The sequence below is a fragment of the Lacrimispora sphenoides JCM 1415 genome (genome assembly GCF_900105615.1).
In the GTDB taxonomy this organism is placed as follows: Bacteria; Bacillota; Clostridia; order Lachnospirales; family Lachnospiraceae; genus Lacrimispora; species Lacrimispora sphenoides.
Map to the genome: position 1 here is coordinate 2435944 of NZ_LT630003.1, position 19527 is coordinate 2455470.

Sequence of the window (19527 nt, forward strand, 5' to 3'; positions counted from 1 at the left end):
AGCCTTCCGGTTATCTCTTGTTTATTGCTTCAAGAAGCTGCTCTTTTAAATACTGCTTATCCATCATATTGTCGATCCGGATAATGTGCGCCTTAGAATCTCTTAAAACATCGGCAAAATCTGAAGTTGTAATTAAAATATCATAGGAATCCGGGCTGACGGAACCGATATCTGAAGCATCTACGGTTGCTTCAATCTTTTCTGCATCAAGAATCTGTTGGGTAAACAGGCGAAGCATCATGGAGCTTCCTACTCCTGCACCACATACTGTAACTATTTTTAACATTGTGAATCCCCCTTTATGATGTGTAATATTTCCTCTGCGGAATTTGCATTGGTTATTTCATTTACCTTTTTTTCGTCCATTAAAATGTCCGCAAGCTCGGTAAGTGCTTTTAAATGTGATTGGTGGTCAATGGCACAAAGGCCCACCACGATTTTAACCGGGTCGTTTTTCGGATGTCCGAATACAACGGGTTCTTTTAACGTTACAATACTAAGGCCGATATCCAGGGCGCCTTCCTCAGGTCTTGCGTGCGGCATGGCGATTCCCGGTGAGATTACGATATAGGTTCCGTTTACCTCAACATTTTTTAGCATTGCCTGGATGTAAGACTCATCTGCCAGCCCCTTATCTACAAGGAGCCTGCCGCTTTCCTTAACGGCTTCATCCCGACTGGCGGCCTCAAATTTTGCTTTTATTAATTCTGTGGTCAAAATTTCTTTTAACATCGGTTGATAAATTCCTTTCTTTGGTTCTGAATTTTCTGTAATTCCCAAATATATACTCAATTCATTTTTTAAAGGCGCCAGCTTATGATCCTCGATTTCCACATATTTGCCAATAATGTTCATCACCTCGGCCATATGGATCCTGGCAGTTAAAAATGACAATTGGCTCTGTATTTCCTTTATGTCATAATCCGATAAATAAGGGCTTACTTTCAGTACCTTTGTGTCCTTCCACTTAAAAGGTACCGTGGATATGATCAGGTCCGGAGTATGTTCCTTCAGCCACAGTGCCGCATTTCTCACACTGAATGTCCCCAATATATTCACATGGAAGATTGCCTGCAGCCTGCTCTTTAATATCTCAGAAGTGCTGATTCCTGCGTTGCAGACAATGATGACATTGGGTGTCCTGCGGATCTGTTTTTCATTTCTTTCTATTACGGAAGCAAAAAACAATGTGAAATAAGATATCTCGTGCTCATTAAAATGCACTTTAAGCTCTTCTTCAAGTACCTTTACACTCTTTTCCACTGCTTTGTTAAGCTGATAGAAATTTTCCAGGACATAGCTCAATAATGGATTTTCAGCCCATTCCCCAGCCAACGCCCGCTTATAGGCAGGACGCAGATGGTTGAGCAGTCCCTCATAAAGTTTGGAATCGGTTCGAAAAGCTTCAAAGGAGTATTCCTGTGCCACTGCATCGATAAACTGGTTCGTTACCAGATTAAAGGGCAGCCATTTTTCAGATAACAGCTCCTCGGATTTGACGACAGATGCTTCTGCCAGCTTATTGGCCAGATAAAAGCAGTCATCAATCGATACTTCCCTGCCGAATATCGCTTCAATTTCATCATGCCGTTCCACAAAAGCCTTTTCTTCTCTCGTTAAAACATCCTTTGGTCCCCCGGTGAACGCTTTTCCGATGGAGATCCTTGCATAAGTGACATAAAAGGCGATCAGCATACGGTTAAATGATACATCGCTTAGTTCTACATTCAGCCGTCTTGCTACATCATCAAGAAAGGCTTCACAGGAATACAGGATCTGCATATCTTCCTTTCCTGCCCTGTCCTCAAAAAACAGCGGATCCTCACTGATGGAAAGAATCAGAAGATTCCTGATGTTTTGCTCTTTACCGGAAATCCGGTATCCTTTAAAGGGTGTGGCCTCTACTGCGATGGAATGAAAGCTGAGCATTTCCCTTACTTCCTTTAAATCACCGATGAGGGTATTTCTTGAAATATCAAGTTCCTTCAACAGGTCATCCACCGTGAACTGATCCCCGGACAAGAGTATGGACGTGGTGATCCGCAGGCGCCGAATTCTTAAATTTGACAGAACAAAAGCCGGGGTAGAGTGGATCAGACTCTCAAACTCAATCATCAGTGGTTCCGTATAAAACATCTTACCCTTATCTGCATTGATTTCAGGGTATCCGGAAGCCTCCAGTAATTCATTTAATTTTTTTATATCACTGTAAATCGTTCTGCTGCTTACAGAAAACTGCTGCGCCAGCTCCCGCACGGTAAACTCACGGTTGCTCTGGCAGACAAGGCGGAATATTTCTAAAAGTCGGTTTTCCATGGTTTCCTCCTTTATGTGATAAGTATAGCATTCCAATGAAATCATCTACAAATCCAATTTGCTTCACTTTTTTTGAATGGATAGGTATATGGCGGGCAAACCACAAAAAAAGACGCCGCTTACGCTGACGCCATATGATGATTCATAAGTCAAGGTTGTTTGAAATACAAAATTTTCAGAAGCTTCCTTATAACTGAATTTGTTCAAGTATCAGTTATAAGGAAGCTGAATTTTAAATCATCTAAGAATATAAAAATATATATTGCATGGATAATAAATCAAGTATATAGGTAATGCCATATTTCCCATAAATACTAAGGTAGTCATTTGAGATACTATTCTTACTTATATAAAAAACATCTTCATAAGCACTTTTTAAACTTTGATCCCTGTTTCCTGTTATTAAAAATTTATGGCCTTTTAAACTTTTAACAAATTCAAGTGACAGCTCTGCAAACTTTCCAGATGCTGATACAGTAATTATGATATCCTCAGCATTGAAGGATTTTAATACATTGTTCTTAGTAAATGAATTTGAAATAACATGAGTGACCTTAGATGCAAACATTAATTCCTGCTGAAACTTTGCGATTGTTCCGCTGGTATTGTTTGCACATAAGAATACGATATTAACATCTTTATGAAGCAGCTGACACAAAAAACTTATCTTTTCAAAATTAAAATGCTCATCGATATCTATAATCATGTCATTAATAAGGCTTTTTATATGGCTTTGATAATTGGAATATTCTTCAATATCCCTATATCTTAAATTACTTGGAAATACTAATTTAGTCACTGAACTTTTTAATTTGCTGAAATTATCGTATCCCAGTTGCTCGCAGAATCTTCTGATGGCTGATATGGATGTAAAGCATTCCTCTGTGATTTCTGAAATACTAACACTGGAAATTCTATATAGATTCTTTAAAATGTACTGTGCTAATACATATTCAATATTATCAGATTTTCCTGCGTTTACTATTAATGATAAAGAGTTTAAGAGACCTAAGTTATTGATTTCCACATTACATTCCTCCATTGAGCTTATTAATGCATGATTCCTCTTCTATTATAAGCTGTTTATAACCGGACGGGTATGCAGATAAACGTGTTCAAGACAGACATTGGAATAACGGTCAGAATTCTCATTTGGAACCTGTGAATGCCGCTCTCTTATTGAGTAAGAATGGGCGGCAGTAAGCAGTCGCATTACTAGTTGGAATAACTTCTTCCGAAAGATTGATTGCCAATTCTTCCATGATATAAGACCTGCGTTTCTGGATTCGATTCCACATTTCCGGATATTCTTTTTTTATTGCTTCCCGCAAAGCCTTGTCAGCCAGCATAACTCCGCTCTCACAGCTGATTCCGCCATAACCGGGAACGGCTGGAATGATATCAATCTGGAACAGCATTCCGCTCTTTATTCGTTCCCCAGAACCTTTGTATACCGGAGAAGCAAGCCATTCTTCATCAGCACATAAGTGACCGGGGTTTAATGACCATCCATACTGGGCTTTTGGCAGCACTTCCTCTATCTTATCATATAATTCGTTTCCGTCCATACCAATCTTAATCGTTTCTAACCAAGTCTTTACTGCCGTGTAGTAGGGAATTGCTACCTTCTTCAAGTAGTCTTTTTCACCTTCCGGCAATTCCTCTTCGCTTAATACCGCATATCCGCCGCGGCTTTGTAATCCCCCCTTGAATCCCGTAGTGATTGAAATACGGTCTCCTTTTTTAATTACTTTATTGGTTGGGTATATATTGGCTTTTACAAAACGCTCCCCAGCCGCCATGATAGTTACAACATTATGAGGCTGTCCAAATGCAGCTAATTTCTCTGCAATCTGCATTTCTGTTTTACCTTCATCAAACGCTTCCATGGCTTCTAATATACAATTTCCTGCAAGTGCAGCCCCGAATTCATAATGTGCCAGTTCATTGGCATTGTTTGTGGTACGTATGCCTCCATCACCAATGAATAAGCCCGCAGCATTGGAAAACCTGGCTTCCCTGCAGTTGCTCATGATGGCTTGTACGATAAAGTATGGAATATCATATAATGCAGTATTATCCTCGGATTTGCCGGTAAAATTCTTCCAACCAACAAAACCAATATTTTTTGCTTTTTCCAATCCGCACTGCATGAAAATTTCAGCCACGCTTTTCTCTGTCTCCATCGGCTGGTTTGGAAGGGAAAAATACGGCATGTGCACAGCCGTCACTTCAATTCTTGATTTTGCTGCTTTGTTCAAATTCTCATTTCCTAATACCATATACGCCTTACCACAGGAATGAAGCACGAATAAGGCCTCTTCAAAACGTGGCAGGAAACCGCATATGTATTCAAAATTACTTCCATGTTCCAAATCGGCATAGATAACAATAGTATCATAACCTTTCTCTTTCATCTTTGCCAACAATTTTTCTTTTCTTTCTTCCATTGTTTTATCACTTAATGCAACTGGTACAAGATCCTGCTCTAATTCCGGCGCTTTTATTTCTTTTAGCTGTATCATTTTATATTCTCCTTCTTTAAATGTCATCAATCGGAAACATTGGACGCATAATGCGTTTGAATAGCAGCTTTGAAGTATCCTGCAGCGTTGCTCCCTGTGTTAATGACATAATAGTTAATTTGCCTTCTTCTTTTAATTCCGGGAAAATATATCCCTGTTTAACTATTATAATATCATAGTCTTCATAGTTTACACCAGCCGTATGAAACTGGTGTATTTCCACAAAAGGATGATTATTTCCTGAAACTATAATATCAATTGGTTTATCTTTAACACCAATGGTAATACAATCACCAAAATTTCCTTCTCCCACATAAGAGTATCCGGCCAAATATCCTTTCGCTTTGACCGCAACGTCTAAATCTACTTTTTCGGATAACTCATCCAAATTCATTCCTAAAGAAATTGATATTTTCTCCTCTTCTTCCAAACCGGCTAATTTTGTTAATGCCTCTGCATCATTTATGCCGGCAAACAAAAACTTCTTGTTGCAGGTATTGTCAAGTGCCAGCACCTGGCGCAATAGAAATGTATTGCCTCCCACAGCTCCAGAGGTCACATTATCCCCGGAATCAGTGATGAATACGGGCTTACCTTTAAATTCTACCGCCATTTTCATTGCTTCTTCCGGCGGTGCAGTCAGTCCGGTATAATGGAATTCATGCCGTTTATCCCATACATACTTGGCTAATTTATCAGCAATATGATTTGCATATTCCTGGTCGGTTTCTTTTGCAGGGATAACAACAATACCGCATCCCGCAACATCACAGTCATGACGGATATATCCCACATGCCAGGAACAGCTTAAAATTCTTTTATCTTCTTCTAATTCTTCTAAGTATTGATTGATGGTTTTAACTGGTTCATCCGCAGAAACACTTTGTTCCCCGCCTAAAATCATGGGTAATTTGCGGTATACCGGTGTGATATTTTGACGGGTCTTCAACAGTGCTGCCATCTTTTCACAAACAAACGAAATCGTTTCCTTTATATCTGTATGGGGAGAATTCCGGTAACTGCGAATCAGTGTTGTGCTTTCAACATATTCCTTCGATAAGTTGCCATGAGGATCACAAACCACTGCAACCGGTAAATAAGAACCTACTAATTTGCGGATCTCCTTCACAATATGGTGATCACCTGATCCGCCTTCTAAATCTTCCACTTCACTTGCTCCATGCAGGTGAAGGTAGATACCATCAATTTCATGAATGTGCTTTTTGACATCTTCCAAAATTCTATTTTCAATGAAATCAAATGCATCTTTCTCTAATACACCGCCGGCTGCCGCATTGGCATAAATGGAAGGGATGATTTCGACTCCTTCTCTCACAAATACATCTTCACATTTCATTTCCCGAATGCAATCTTCTCCAAATAAAAGATTAAAATTTTCCAATCTACTTTTATACGGAATGTTTGCATTGGATTCAATAACAAATTGGGCTATCAATACTTTCATTACATTCTTCCTCCTGGATACGGTTAGAAGTGTGCCTCTCACTATAAAAAATCACCCCTATGAATATTATTCACAGGAGTAATTTTTATAATATTCTTACATAATAGATTAAGTCACCCTTATTTTAAAATTTATTTTTATTTTTTATTACTCTGTTTTTGAAAGAATAATCTTGCATGATACAAAAGATACTGCAACTGCCACTACTGATACAATTGCAGCTAAAAAGAAATTCCCCAAGCCGCCATCTTTATCAACAAAGAACAAAGCAGTTAATAATCCTGGGCAGCCTCCCATAACATAGCTCTTTAATCCAAAGATACCAGCAACTAAACCAGCGCTCGCCGCTCCGATTGCAGTACCAATCAAAACTCTTGGCCTCATGATTAATGATCCATAAAATGCCGGTTCCGTAACTCCGCAAAGTGCAGTAATACCAAAAGATGCAATCATACCTTTTTTGCTTTTATCGTTTCGAATGGTTGTAGCTACTGCCAATGCACTTCCACCGATACACAGGTTCGAGATAAATCCCATAACCATAATCGCCGGATCATATCCAATTGTCGCAACGCTGTTAAATCCAATCGGCATAATGGCTTTGTCTAATCCCAGCATGACCATGTAAGGGTAAACCACCGCAAAGATCGGCATGGCTATTCCGCCAATTGCATTCATTAAGTTTGTAATTCCAACACCTACATAAGTACTTAAAATGGTTCCTATCGGCCCTAAAATAATTAAAGTGACAGGGACAACAACGATCATTGTACATAATGGTTTCAAAAAGTATCTCACGGTTTCAGGAATATACTTCTGGAATAACTTGTCCACAAAATACATAAATCCAATGCCTAGCATAATCGGCAATACACTGCCTGTATATTCTACCACCGGAATACCAATACCCAAGAAGCTTAATCCTGCTGCCCCGCTAATATTTGAACTAACTAACAGTCCGCCTAAAAATGCGCCCATGATTGGTTCCATTTTTAAACGTTTTGCCATTGTAAATCCAATGTAAACCGGCAAAAAGGTAAACGCAGCACTGAAAATCGAAGTTAAAATAACCGCAGTACCAGAATCCATAGCAACACCAAAGTAGTTGACAAGCAAGTTTTTAAATGCCAGAATCATTCCGCCTGTAATCAGCGCAGGAACAATCGGCATAAAAACTGCGGCCATGAAGTTACCAAATTTGTTAACATAGTACATCGCCTTTTTTTCTTCCGGTTCTTCCGGGGAAACTGTTTCGCTGGTTACGCCTTCTTTCCAGCCTGACGCATCTAAGAAATCGTTATATGCTTCATTCACATTAGGCCCAATGATAATCTGGACCTGTCCGGCTTTGCTGACAATGCCCAGGACATTTTCAATTCCTTTTAATGCTTCTTCATTTACAAGTTTCTTGCTGTTGTAGTGTAAACGAAGCCTGGTTGCGCAGTGCTCAACATGATTTAAGTTTTCAATACCACCGACATGTTCTAATACTTGCTTTGACATCTCAACATATTTCATTTTATTTTTCCTCCACCCATAATTATTCTTCAATAAAATTTATCATTATATAGCTATATCAAAATTTTTTAAGCATGTTAACAGCCAAATCGTATTCCGTTACCATATTTGTATCCTTCAATAATATCTTTATAAAAACACCTTGAAACCGGTGGCGAAAACTTCAGGTGGATGCCATAGGATTTTCTACCCTTTTTAGATGCCCCTTTTGGCTGCGATAAGCGATTTATACCAGTAGTAGCTTTCCTTTGGAATTCGTCTGTTGTTGTTTTTAAAATCAACTCTGACAATTCCATACCGCTTTTCATAGCCATTAATCCAACTATAGAGATCCATGGAAGACCACATATAATACCCTTGTACATTGACTCCTTCTTCTTTCGCCTGTAACATGTAGTCAATAAATTCACTGCATATTTCTATTCTTTCAGTATCTTTCACATAGCCATTATCATCGGGAGTTTCATATTGACCGCATCCGTTTTCCGTGATATAAACCAAAATATCTCCATATTTTGCCTTGATTTCCTTTAAGGCATTATACATACATTTTGGATAGACTTCTCTTCCCCAAAGATTGCGTTTAACATCAGGGTCAAATGATGTTTCAAACAGATCCTTTATACGAATGCCTTCTTTTGATTTTGATCCTTTCCCCTTATTATTGTGGAAAATTTCTGTTTCACCCTCAGAATAATCGGTTACATACTGACGATTATAAAGATTTAAGCCAATATAATCGATCTTGCCTTTTTCAAAGGCAGGAATATCTTCTTCACAAATAAATGAAGCATCAACATGGTTATCCTCTAACACCTCGTTTAGTTCAGCCGGTATTTTACCAAATACGGCGGTATCTAAAACCATACGGTTGTAAAAAATATCAGCCCTTAATTTTACTGATTCTTTTTCTTTCGTGTCAGGGTCTAATTCAACATTTCCATTGTCATGAACAACCCCAATGATTCCTTTCATACCTAACTCTTTATAGCTTTGAACGGCTTTTGCACTACCCAGCATCAGGTTATAAAGAACGTTCCAAAAGCGACTAAAATCAGCCTTATAGTTTGGCGGATAATTTCCTACAACATAGCTGCAGTACGCATAATATCTTGGTTCATTGATCGTAGACCAAATCTTAACCCGGTCTCCGAAGTTTTCAAAACACACTTTTGCATATTGATTAAAAGCATCTACAACTTTTCGGTTCTCCCATCCGCCGATTTTAGCCATCTCATTGGGGAGGTCGTAATGAAATAATGTCACATTAGGAATAATTCCTTTTTCCAGACAATAGTTAACAACATTGTTATAAAATTCAATCCCTTTCGGATTGACCTCACCAACTCCCCGCGGAATGATTCTGGCCCATGAGATTGAGAATCTATAAGTATTTTGGTTTCCTTCTGCCATCAGGTCTATATCTTCTTTATACCTATGGTAAAAATCACTGGCAACGTCACCATCTTCATGGTTAATATTCAGAGAACTTTCATGGTTAAAGACATCCCATTCATTTAAGCCTTTCCCATCTTCGTCCCAACCTCCTTCACATTGATAAGCAGCGGTTGCCGAGCCCCATAAAAAATTTCCTTTGATACTCATGTTTTTTCTGTATTCCTCTCTTAAACAATTATCGCAAAACGTTTTACACTTTTTATTATAATCTTTTTAAAAATTTCATGTAGTTCAGAATACGAACGATTTTATAACCGGCTTTAGTTTTCGTTATCTATCATAAAAATAAGCATTAAGGTGAGGGGACTTCTTTCACCTTAATGCTTATTTTATTAACTATTTTTTGTTTTGAAATTAGCTTGGATTTGCTGTTATCTTAATACGCCATTTTCATCGGGAATAAATGTCTTGGCTGAAGTAAGCATGCGGCCATCTTTTTGAAGATAGTAGGTTTTGCCTTCCAGGGTGATGAATCCTGTTCTCATTATTCCACTCTCAGGATCCAAGTAATACCAGTCACCGTTATCTTTCAGCCAGCCTGTATATGATAGGCTATTGTTATCATAAAAATACCAGTTGCCGTCCTTTTTTACCCAGCCGGTCTGCATATCCGATGTGCCGGAATTTGGGAATACCATAATTTTTGAAATCGCATTATCCGTTGACCAGACCAGGCAATTACGTCCTTTTGTCAGGTCATGGACTGTAACAATGTTACGTGTTAAATATGGAAACAGGTTACTTTGCTCTGTTATCCTGTATTGTTTCCCTGTATCAGAGGTAAGGATGCCCGTCTTCCCATCTGAGTTTATAGACATAGACGCTACCGTTATGTATTCCGGAACCTGATAATCAGCCGGGATTTTACAAAGCACTGTAAAGGCATTTGTCATAGGCGGCAGACTCATAGTCATAACCGGACTAATGTCAGCATAAATAAATTCTCCTTCCTGTATTTGTTCAACTGCTTCAGGATCTCCGCTGACGGCGTTTAAAATTTTCGACTCAGAGGAAAGGTTCAAAATGATTTCCTGGTCTGCACTGGCACCGTCTTTCCTTATCATACGGAGTCTGTTTTCGGAAACCTGGGTAACTGTTCCGTAAATACGTATGGAGCTTGGCAATGAAGTCTGTTCCTCTGCTTGTGTTGTAAAAGCACTCGCCGACAGGACTAATGCTAAGGAGCTAATACCGGTTAACAGTAACTTTAAATATTTCTTCATGTTTTGTCCTCCTTCATCTTTATAAGAATAGTATAACAGCAGATCCCAGATTTTGGCATTACGATATATTTACAATTTACTTAATGATCGTTAGGATTTAGTCAATTTCCTTACATTGGGAACTTATTATTGATCGTTAGTAAGTTCGATGGTACTATTATAATAAAGATTATTTATGTAACTGCAGGGGTGGGGGATGAATTTATGCCAGTAATCAAAGGATTGGAATGGACTTTTAACACTGAGGCCGAAAAATATGAAAAGATGCGCCCTGGTTATGTTCCAGAGCTATACGAGGATATTTTTAATTATATTACAATTGATAAAACCAGTAATGTTTTGGAGGTTGGAATCGGAGGAGGGCAAGCAACATTACCGATTCTAAAAACAGGCTGCAAGCTAACCGCAGTGGAATATGGTGAAAATTTCGCAAAATTATGTTGCCAGAAATTTATGGAATTTTCGAATTTTTCAACTGTAACAGCAAAATTTGAAGACTTTGAGTATGACAAAAATATTTATGATTTAATTTATTCTGCATCTGCATTTCACTGGATACCAGAAGAAATTGGGTATACGAAAGTTTTTGATATGCTAAAAAGCGGCGGTGTTTTTGCTCGTTTTGCAAATCATCCATATAAAGATAAAGGCAGAGAAGAAATTCATGAGGCACTTCAGAAGATATATTCTTTATATATGCCTGGTGCTATATGTGCCAATGAATACAGTGAGAATGAAGCTAAAAAGCTTGCGGATATGGCTCAGAAATATGGTTTTGTTGATATAAGTTATAAATTATATCATAGAACAAGATCCTTTACAGCAAGTGAATACATATCGCTACTCGGTACTTATTCCGACCACATTGCTATTGAAGAACATACCAGAAATAAGTTCTTTTCAGAAATTGAAGAAACGATTCATAATTTTGCGGGCCAAATCGATATATATGATACTATTGATTTACAGCTTGCGAGGAAACCATAATATTCTTTTGTTGAACTAATGGGAATATAATTATACAACCAGATTCATTACTTAGGAGGTTTAGATGATTTCAGATAAAAATAATGATTGGAAAAATAGCTTGCCTCTGACGATTTGTGCTATCATTATAGCAGTCGGATTTATTATTGCTGCATTGGTTTTTGCGAACATTATGGCTGACCGTCCTATGATGGGCAATTTTAACGGTAGTATATCATCGAACAGCTATACGTATCCCGATCTTATGGAAATTGATGTTTTGCAGCAATATTTGGGTATATATCCGTCTCATGATGAATACGATAGCGAAGGTTATGGTGATAACTATGACAAAATAGACAGTAAACTTCGTTCCGATTTGCAAAATGATATTTTGAATGGAGTTTGGCCAGAGTTCCCTTATGTTCAGATTAACGGCCGGCTTTATTTTAGTAAGCAAGCAGTTGATGATTGGTTTGCTGAACAAAGTAAACAACAACTTCGCATTAAATAAACATTATATGAAGCAGATAAACTTCAGATCAATAATGGTGATCATAGACAACTAATTAATCAGTATGCTTCCCTTATATAAACAGTTAACTATAAAACTGTTTATATAAGGGAAGCATATTTTCATGTCTGGAAAACTTGAAGACTGTTTAAACAACGAAACTAATGTTAAACGTATTACCGCACATTGAAAAATCGATATTGATAGTTAGTATGTTTTCTTATATTATTAAATAAAAGAAAAATCATAAATTGGGGAATTAAGAAATGAAAAAAGAATTCAAGCGGTGTCCGGAAACAATTAACAAATCAGAGTTATATGGATTTTCATGGATTGAGTATGTTCTTGCAATACCTTCCCCTCTCATTGTGGTAACAAGCTATAAGGATAATGGAAAACCAAACGCTACATATCCATTCCCCAAGAAATCCAGAAACCGGAAAAGTAGAAGAAACTTATATTGGCATTATTCAGAAATCAGCAACCTATGATGAACTGTAAATTCCAGCTTTTATGATAAGAAACATGAAGGATTAATGATTAATATTATAGTTTTTTGAATGAAAGAGAAATTGACCGGAGCCGCAGCTCCGGTCAGTAATTAGAATCTTGAGTTACCCATCAAAAAAATAAACCACTTAAAAAGATCACCAGAGTTTGAGTACCCACAATGATAATATAATTCTGTACCGAAAGGACAAAGGTCTTTTCTTTGATATGTTCCTCTCTGAAGCGGCAGATGTTCTTATGCACAGGAATAATGGTGATTAACGCCAGCAAACAGACCGGGGATAAGATCCCCAGCGCAACAGACGCCGCCCATGTCAAATAAGTTACATAATATAGTCCGGCAAAAACTCCCAATGCATTTTTGCCGAAAAAGTAAGGTAATGTATAACGCCCTACCGTAATATCCTTTTCCAGATCGCAGATATTGTTAGCCAGCATAATGTTGGCAGTCGCACAAATTGGTCCTGCTGAAACTAAAAGCAGAGATAACGCAGGCGCAATGTTTAAAACGAACCGGATTGCATGCCAATCCACTGCCAAGGTCAGGAACGTTCCTGACGGCATGTTCATATAAAGCATCAAAAAGGGAATAAACAGGCCATAAAACAGTCCTGAAAAAATCTCGCCCAAGGGTAAACGGGAAATTGGAACCGGCCCCCAGGTATAAAACACCCCGCAGAGAAAGCACAGTCCGCCTAACAGAAGCACGACCAAATCCGTGCGGTATGCCAGGGTAAGTCCCAAAGCAGTGCTTATGCCGAACAGCAGATAGATGATAAGCTTTGCTATGCCCCGTGAAAAAGGCAGCTTTTGACCATTCGTTTTGGTGTCAATATAGTTATTGATCGCGGTTGTCGTTAAGTCGAACAAAAACATAGAACAAAAAAACAAAACCGTACGTTCTATATTTACCGGCTGCCTGCGGTAAAACAGATAAGCCAGAGACATAAGAAACGGAATCAGACTTGTGATCTTGGTACGTATCTCAGTAAATTCAAGAAACTTTTTCATATTAGAATGATAATCAACTACAGCGGTCTTTGTTTGCATTGCAATCCTCTTTCATCTATTAATCAAATGGTATTAATGGGGACTTCCTAAACGAAACATATTATATCCGTATAGGAATCCTTTCGATCACAAATAAAATTGTGCTCGTCAATATTATAACAATACTGAAAAAAATAGTCAAATCAATCAGTATGATGATTGCATATACCAGAAAGGCTTAACTACTGTAGGATTTAAAGGACCACTGTATATTGGAAATTTATATTGATCGGTGATGTTTTTTTTGATAACATGATATTTACTATAAGAAATCTAAGTAAAATTATAATAAATAAGGATATCATGGAGGATCATAATGAGAGTAGAGGAAACCACATATATATCTAACAATGGTAAAAAAATTGTTTTAAGAAGTCCTGAGATATCCGACTCCAAAGATTTACTTGAATATTTAGTGAAATGCGCTGGTGAGACCGACTATTTGGGAAGATATCCTGAGGAAATTAACAGCACTCTGGAGGAACAGGATTCTCATATCTCCAAATATCTGGAAGATAAAAAAGGCTTTGAAATCTCAGCGTTTGTAGACAATAAGCTGGTTGCTAATGGGACTATTTATTGCATTAGGGAAAACATGAAATCAAAACACAGAGCTGGTTATGGAGTTGCAGTGTTAAAAGATTACTGGGATCTGGGAATCGGTCATATGTTAACAAAATGCTGCCTCGATCATGCGAAAAAGCTAGGATATGAACAGGTCGAGCTTCAAGTCGTTGCAGGCAATAAAAGAGCAGTCCATGTATATGAACAACATGGATTTAAGATATGTGGGACAATTGAAAATGCCGAAAAATTAAAGGATGGGACGTATCGGGATCTACTTATGATGATATGTAAATTATAGGATTGCTATATGTAGAGGGGGTGTATCAATTGAAAATAGAAAAAGCAGAATATGAGGATTTAAAAGTACATCCCTTTATCAGAGGACTGCCGCTTATGGTATTAAGTTAGCATTCCTCTGAAGTGCCTCAAAGATTTTTAATAAAAAATGGGCTACCGAAACATTTCCATCCATTTCTGTACCACTTACTATAAAACCGCATTTTTCAGTATAAAACTTTATGTTTTCCTCTTTGTCCGCAGGGGTTACCAATGTTATCTTTTTCCAATCGCAATAAATGTCCAGAATATAGTGAAATGCGTGTGTGCCAATTCCTTTGCCCTGATATTCAGGAATAATGCAAAGACAGCCCAAATAATACTCTCCATCTCCTCTGTCAGCAATTGAAATAGCTCCAATGGGATTGTTTACGCTATAAATAATTAGTTTCTGAAACTTTTCAATCGATGCTTCCATTTCTTCTCTTGTTTTGCCATAAGCAGGACATTCCCCATACTTAACATAATCAGCATAGAATGCTGCATTATAAATCTTGATTAATAAATCTACATCTTTCTTTTCAGCTCTTATATATCTCAATCCCATAATACTTTTCATCCAATCCAAAAATTTCACCTCTTGTATGTAAGGAAATAACAATCATTTATATGCTTTCAAAATGTTCGTACTTTGCCATTTATTCAGTAGTCCGACTTTTGAAAATCCTCCGGAGAGTAACGCTTCTGTTTCATGCGCTCGTGTAAGCGGTGTATCATAGTGATAGAACTCACCGTCACATATTCCCAATTCTTTTTTCAACCGGGAAAGCTCTAAAAAGTTATTCTTTTCTTCTTCATCATTTTCAGCCATATAGTCCGTTAAAATAAAATATCCGCCCTCTTTCAACGAACCATGCAGCTTTTTATAAAGCAGAATTTTCTGTTCCAGAGTGAAATGATGCAATGATTCCACAGAAACGGCAGCATCAAATACATTTTCACCAAATGGAACCTCAAAATATGAACCATTGATAAGCGTAAGCTGTTTGTCTGGAAATTTGGCCTGAAGTGTATTTAACATCCCATTTGCCAAATCGATTCCTGTTATGACAGCAAGTGGATTAAACATAAAATATTCGTTCAATTCAAGCCCTGTCCCACAGCCCAAATCGAGTACTTTACAGCCTTCGGCCATAGGCAGCTGCGATGCCGTATAAGGATAAAATATTTTTGCAGAATCAATAGCATTAAGCTGGTGGTCCTCATACCCGTCTAAACGACTATCAAAAAATTCTTCCATCTTTTCAAGCTTCATTACAATCCCCCCATATGATCAATCAAATAAGTTTTAAGAATATACTACCATCTAACCTACGAACTATCAATATTTGTTACTGAATGTACATCAAATTTCAGCTTATTTATTCGTGATAAGTAAATTATAACATGAATAGGTATAATCCTTAAAAAATTCAATATTGAATAACAGAGTATAATTCTTTTCACCTAAAACTGCCAGCTATCCATATATTGCTCTCATTATACGAAAATGCCAACGGCACTTATTAATTACAATAAGCAAATAAAAGTAGCAAAAAAGCAACCATCAGGGACTACAAAAGTATAATTCAAATATGGTAAGATAGTAAAAAACACGGAGGTGGATCTCTATGATTTTTCCAGAAAAATTACAGCTTCTAAGAAAAAGCAAAGGCTTAACACAGGAGGAGCTAGCTGAAAAAGTATCCGTATCCCGACAAGCCATAACAAAATGGGAAAGCGGCCAGGCATATCCTGATATTTCCAATCTCATCAGTATATCAGAATTTTTTAAAGTTACGATTGACCACTTGGTAAAAGATAATGATTCCTGCATTACTTCCATCGTCAAGGAAGATTCCTGCGACAGTAATGAATTAATTGATTTTCTTATTAAGGCAAAATGTAATACTTATGCTGCGAAAGGAAAAGAATGTGCCTCTTCAAGGCCAAACTCCCATGATTTACGATATGAAGAAGGCCTCTTATTGTATTTAGACACGTACATCGGCGGCGAGTGTTTTTCCGGAGAAGAAGCTGTTTGGAAAAACAGCATCCCAATCTATGCAATGAATTACTCCGGTCGGGTAATAAGCAGTAATTTTAACAGCGACTTTTTAAAGGCGGTCTTATTAGCTGTCCCCCGGGATAAACCCTTCCGCGGTCCTGACTTCTATCAAGAAAATGATTATCTTTATAAATGCAAGGTATGCGGAGATTTTAAATGGTATCAGGGATACGAAGAAATATACTATAAGAATTTACAGGTTTATGAGTGTTATTTTCATGGAGGAATCGTAAAGTGAATAATTAGCACAATGCATGTATTTACAATTTATCAATATGGCTGACCTCATAAGTATCGAACCATGTATTAGAATGAGAACAGTCTATACCTATATCCGATTTGGCATAATCCTTATTTTCCTTCCGGTTCATGGCAATTCCCTTTCCTATATCTCATATAATATTAATATCAACATCTGGAAAGGAAGTAAAAATATGCCCCCATTCCCACCTACCGATAGATCGCCAACCTCACCTATTGATAGACCCCAAAGACCCCCATCCCCACCTACTGGCAGGCCGCCATCTCCACCTACCGGCAGGCCGCCATCTCCACCTACCGGCAGGCCGCCATCTCCACCTACCGGCAGGCCGCCATCTCCACCTACCGGCAGGCCGCCATCCCCACCTACCGGCAGGCCGCCATCTCCACCTACCGGCAGGCCACCATCTCCACCTACCGGCAGGCCGCCATCTCCACCTACCGGCAGGCCGCCATCTCCACCTACCGGCAGGCCGCCATCTCCACCTACCGGCAGGCCACCTGGAGGAGGCGGTCCGGTACCTATGGGACCTCCACCATCCGGCGTTCCCCGAAGGCCTGGCCCTCCAAGCCCTGGAGTCAGATTTGTCAATCCTGGGTCCATGAGAAATTGCATTGGACGTTTTACTTATGTATGGTTAAGCAACGGATTAGAGTTTTGGTTTTTCCCAGTTCAGATCTGGGCAAATACTGTCGTAGGATTCCGTTGGGACCGAAGGTTTGGTTGGTCATATACCGGAATATCATTAAACAGAATCGATATGTTTTCTTGCACCTGACGGCCATTTCTTCACAATTCAAAAAGCGATCCTTTATGGATCGTTTTTTGTTTGTCATTACCATTTTCTTTTAGGATTTCTGGGAAACCAACCCTTTTCCACCCTTTCTTTCTGCTCTTTAAGCTCCTTTATACTCCATAAAAGTGAGAAGCCCAAAACTGCTAAAAGTGCGGATGATACTACCTTGGCGCATGCAAGAGAGAAACCGATACACAAGATTCCCCCTATCAGAAAAAGCGGCCAGATTCTGCTGCTAAAGTAATATTCTGACTTGATAACAACAGGATGTAATAATCCGATGATAAGAAATGTTCCGATACCGATAAGAATTCCATTATAATTCATATTTGTCACCAACCTATCCCTTTGTAGTCGTTTCTGTTCTGCCTGCCTGACGCGTTTTAATAACAAAGATAAAAACATAATTGTGCAGAATAAAGGCTGCGATAAGAAGCAGACGTACAGCCATATTTCCGATCAATAGAAAGGAGATAAACATCATCAAACCTGCGACAGCCTGAATGATAAGCTTCTGCTTTCTTGTCATTGACCGGTCATATTCATACCCTTTCACGTATTTTGCATACAGACCTGTGCCTCTGAACCAGCAATTGAGCTTTTCGGAGCTTTTTGTAAAACAGAGCAAGGCCAGCAGGAAAAACGGTGTGGCAGGCAGGCCAGGTACCACCGTTCCCACAGCTCCCAGAGCCATGGCAGCGATTCCAATAGAAGCATATATAACTTTTTTTAACAAGCAAGACCCTCCTGTTCATTCCCCGCTGAAGCTTCCTGCAGTCCGGATATGTTTATCATGATCTATATAATAGTATTGGAGCTATGAGTTGATTATTCGTGCCGCCGCATCGGTATCCGCGGCAATTAAAAATCGCCAAAAGCATCACAAGACTCCATTTTGATGCTTTTGACGCTTCAAGTTATCTCTACATTTTAAAGCAGGCTTATATCAAAGCCGCTGTTATAATTGACATTTTATAAACTTCATCAGCATTGCATCCTCTTGAGAGATCATTGATCGGAGCATTGAGACCCTGCAGAATGGGGCCGAAAGCTTCAAAACCTCCTAAACGCTGCGCAATTTTATAGCCGATATTGCCGGCATCAATATCCGGGAAAATGAATGTGTTGGCATGTCCGGCTACATGAGAGTCCGGAGCCTTTACCTTCGCTACTGTAGGAGAAAAAGCGGCATCAAACTGCAGCTCTCCGTCTACCGGAAAGTCTAAATTCATTGCCTTCAATTTCTCAGCCGCATTGTGCATTTTGTCAACGGATTCGCCTTTTCCGGAACCAAGCGTACTGTAAGAAAGCAGTGCAACATTGGGATTAATGGAGAAAGTACTGGCTGTTCTGGCTGTCTCCAATGCAATTTCTACCAGCTCGTTTTCATCGGGATCAACATTAATGGCGCAATCAGCCATCGCATACATTTCACTGCCGCTTTCTGTCTGCCGGTATAGAATAAAGCAGCTGGAAACAATTTTGCTGCCAGGTCTGGCCTTTATCAGCTGCAAAGCCGGTCTTACCGTATCAGCAGTCGAATAGGTTGCTCCGCCTAACAAACAGTCTGCTTTTCCCATTTTGACCAACATGGTTCCGAAATAATTGGATTTTTCAAGTGCTGCCCGGCAGGCTGCTTCATCCATCTTACCCTTTCTCAATTCTACCATTTTGGATACCATTTCTTCTAATCCTTCATAATTAAGCGGATCAATTTTTTCAATGCCATCGACGGGCCAGCCAAATTCTTTTGCAGCTGCGTCTATTTTACCAGGATTGCCAAGAAGGACCGGCGTAAGAACACCTTCTTTGTAAAGGCGGCTGGCTGCTTCCAGGATTCTTGGATCAGTGCCTTCGGTAAATACGATTTTTCTTTTTTGAACTTTCAATGCGGCAACCATATTTTCGAACATATTCATTTCCTCCTCTGGTTAAATGATACTTACTTCATCAAGTATAAACCAAATCACATGA

The 19527-nt window shown here is 38.7% G+C and carries 20 protein-coding genes; 5 read left to right on the plus strand and 15 right to left on the minus strand.

Annotated features, from left to right (window positions below):
- Positions 1-10: 10 nt before the first annotated feature.
- The 8 genes from BMX69_RS10965 to BMX69_RS11000 form a co-directional block, all read right to left on the minus strand.
- Positions 11-286 (minus strand): PTS sugar transporter subunit IIB, encoded by a 276-nt coding sequence (locus BMX69_RS10965; RefSeq protein ID WP_025233773.1) that lies wholly within the window; start codon positions 284-286, stop codon positions 11-13.
- Entirely contained in the window at positions 280-2316 is a 2037-nt protein-coding gene (locus BMX69_RS10970) for a BglG family transcription antiterminator (protein ID WP_160117912.1), read from the minus strand. The genes BMX69_RS10965 and BMX69_RS10970 overlap by 7 nt, the downstream gene beginning before the upstream one ends.
- Positions 2317-2557: 241 nt before the next feature.
- On the minus strand, positions 2558-3343 hold the full coding sequence (locus tag BMX69_RS10975) for a MurR/RpiR family transcriptional regulator (RefSeq protein WP_100043830.1): 786 nt from the start codon (positions 3341-3343) through the stop codon (positions 2558-2560).
- Between the two features lie 121 nt (positions 3344-3464).
- On the minus strand, positions 3465-4841 hold the full coding sequence (locus tag BMX69_RS10980) for a M24 family metallopeptidase (RefSeq protein ID WP_100042359.1): 1377 nt from the start codon (positions 4839-4841) through the stop codon (positions 3465-3467).
- 16 nt (positions 4842-4857) lie between these two features.
- Positions 4858-6306 carry a M81 family metallopeptidase gene (locus tag BMX69_RS10985; RefSeq protein WP_054791709.1) on the minus strand — a complete coding sequence of 483 codons (1449 nt, stop codon included), beginning with the start codon at positions 6304-6306 and terminating at the stop codon, positions 4858-4860.
- 147 nt (positions 6307-6453) lie between these two features.
- Positions 6454-7824: a PTS transporter subunit EIIC gene (locus tag BMX69_RS10990; RefSeq protein ID WP_100042360.1), complete on the minus strand. Its 1371-nt coding sequence runs from the start codon at positions 7822-7824 to the stop codon at positions 6454-6456.
- 195 nt (positions 7825-8019) lie between these two features.
- On the minus strand, positions 8020-9429 hold the full coding sequence (locus tag BMX69_RS10995) for a glycoside hydrolase family 1 protein (protein WP_100042361.1): 1410 nt from the start codon (positions 9427-9429) through the stop codon (positions 8020-8022).
- A gap of 224 nt (positions 9430-9653) precedes the next feature.
- Positions 9654-10505: an N-acetylmuramoyl-L-alanine amidase family protein gene (locus BMX69_RS11000; RefSeq protein ID WP_100042362.1), complete on the minus strand. Its 852-nt coding sequence runs from the start codon at positions 10503-10505 to the stop codon at positions 9654-9656.
- A 204-nt stretch (positions 10506-10709) separates the two neighbouring features.
- Here BMX69_RS11000 and BMX69_RS11005 point away from each other — a divergent pair, with 204 nt between their 5' ends.
- The 3 genes from BMX69_RS11005 (at position 10710) to BMX69_RS11015 (ending at position 12476) form a co-directional block, all read left to right on the plus strand.
- A complete protein-coding gene (locus tag BMX69_RS11005) occupies positions 10710-11492 on the plus strand; it encodes a class I SAM-dependent methyltransferase (RefSeq protein WP_100042363.1) in 783 nt (260 codons plus the stop codon).
- A 64-nt stretch (positions 11493-11556) separates the two neighbouring features.
- Positions 11557-11985: a hypothetical protein gene (locus tag BMX69_RS11010; RefSeq protein ID WP_054791711.1), complete on the plus strand. Its 429-nt coding sequence runs from the start codon at positions 11557-11559 to the stop codon at positions 11983-11985.
- 266 nt (positions 11986-12251) lie between these two features.
- Positions 12252-12476 (plus strand): hypothetical protein, encoded by a 225-nt coding sequence (locus tag BMX69_RS11015; RefSeq protein WP_100042364.1) that lies wholly within the window; start codon positions 12252-12254, stop codon positions 12474-12476.
- Positions 12477-12606: 130 nt separating this feature from the next.
- Here the strand turns inward: BMX69_RS11015 and BMX69_RS11020 are convergent, their stop codons facing one another.
- Entirely contained in the window at positions 12607-13506 is a 900-nt protein-coding gene (locus tag BMX69_RS11020) for a UbiA family prenyltransferase (RefSeq protein ID WP_242941406.1), read from the minus strand.
- 355 nt (positions 13507-13861) lie between these two features.
- Between BMX69_RS11020 and BMX69_RS11025 the strand changes: the two genes are divergently transcribed.
- On the plus strand, positions 13862-14410 hold the full coding sequence (locus tag BMX69_RS11025; RefSeq protein ID WP_100042366.1) for a GNAT family N-acetyltransferase: 549 nt from the start codon (positions 13862-13864) through the stop codon (positions 14408-14410).
- A gap of 93 nt (positions 14411-14503) precedes the next feature.
- Here BMX69_RS11025 and BMX69_RS11030 read toward each other — a convergent pair whose 3' ends face one another.
- Both BMX69_RS11030 and BMX69_RS11035 read right to left on the minus strand, forming a co-directional pair.
- The gene (locus tag BMX69_RS11030; RefSeq protein WP_330387732.1) at positions 14504-15007 is read right to left on the minus strand and encodes a GNAT family N-acetyltransferase; all 504 of its coding nucleotides are present in this window, start codon (positions 15005-15007) and stop codon (positions 14504-14506) included.
- Between the two features lie 42 nt (positions 15008-15049).
- Positions 15050-15703: a class I SAM-dependent methyltransferase gene (locus BMX69_RS11035; protein ID WP_197678664.1), complete on the minus strand. Its 654-nt coding sequence runs from the start codon at positions 15701-15703 to the stop codon at positions 15050-15052.
- Positions 15704-16058: 355 nt separating this feature from the next.
- On the opposite strand from BMX69_RS11035, the gene BMX69_RS11040 reads away from it, so the two are divergent.
- Positions 16059-16733 carry a DUF5680 domain-containing protein gene (locus BMX69_RS11040; protein WP_100042367.1) on the plus strand — a complete coding sequence of 225 codons (675 nt, stop codon included), beginning with the start codon at positions 16059-16061 and terminating at the stop codon, positions 16731-16733.
- Positions 16734-16880: 147 nt separating this feature from the next.
- Here BMX69_RS11040 and BMX69_RS24100 read toward each other — a convergent pair whose 3' ends face one another.
- From BMX69_RS24100 to pta, 4 genes are all read right to left on the minus strand, one after another.
- A complete protein-coding gene (locus BMX69_RS24100) occupies positions 16881-17360 on the minus strand; it encodes a hypothetical protein (protein WP_157724406.1) in 480 nt (159 codons plus the stop codon).
- 232 nt (positions 17361-17592) lie between these two features.
- Positions 17593-17880 carry a DUF4491 family protein gene (locus BMX69_RS11050; protein ID WP_100042368.1) on the minus strand — a complete coding sequence of 96 codons (288 nt, stop codon included), beginning with the start codon at positions 17878-17880 and terminating at the stop codon, positions 17593-17595.
- Positions 17881-17893: 13 nt separating this feature from the next.
- Positions 17894-18289 (minus strand): YbaN family protein, encoded by a 396-nt coding sequence (locus tag BMX69_RS11055; RefSeq protein ID WP_054791714.1) that lies wholly within the window; start codon positions 18287-18289, stop codon positions 17894-17896.
- Between the two features lie 205 nt (positions 18290-18494).
- Positions 18495-19466 (minus strand): phosphate acetyltransferase, encoded by a 972-nt coding sequence (gene pta, locus BMX69_RS11060; protein WP_100042369.1) that lies wholly within the window; start codon positions 19464-19466, stop codon positions 18495-18497.
- Between the last annotated feature and the right edge of the window lie 61 nt (positions 19467-19527).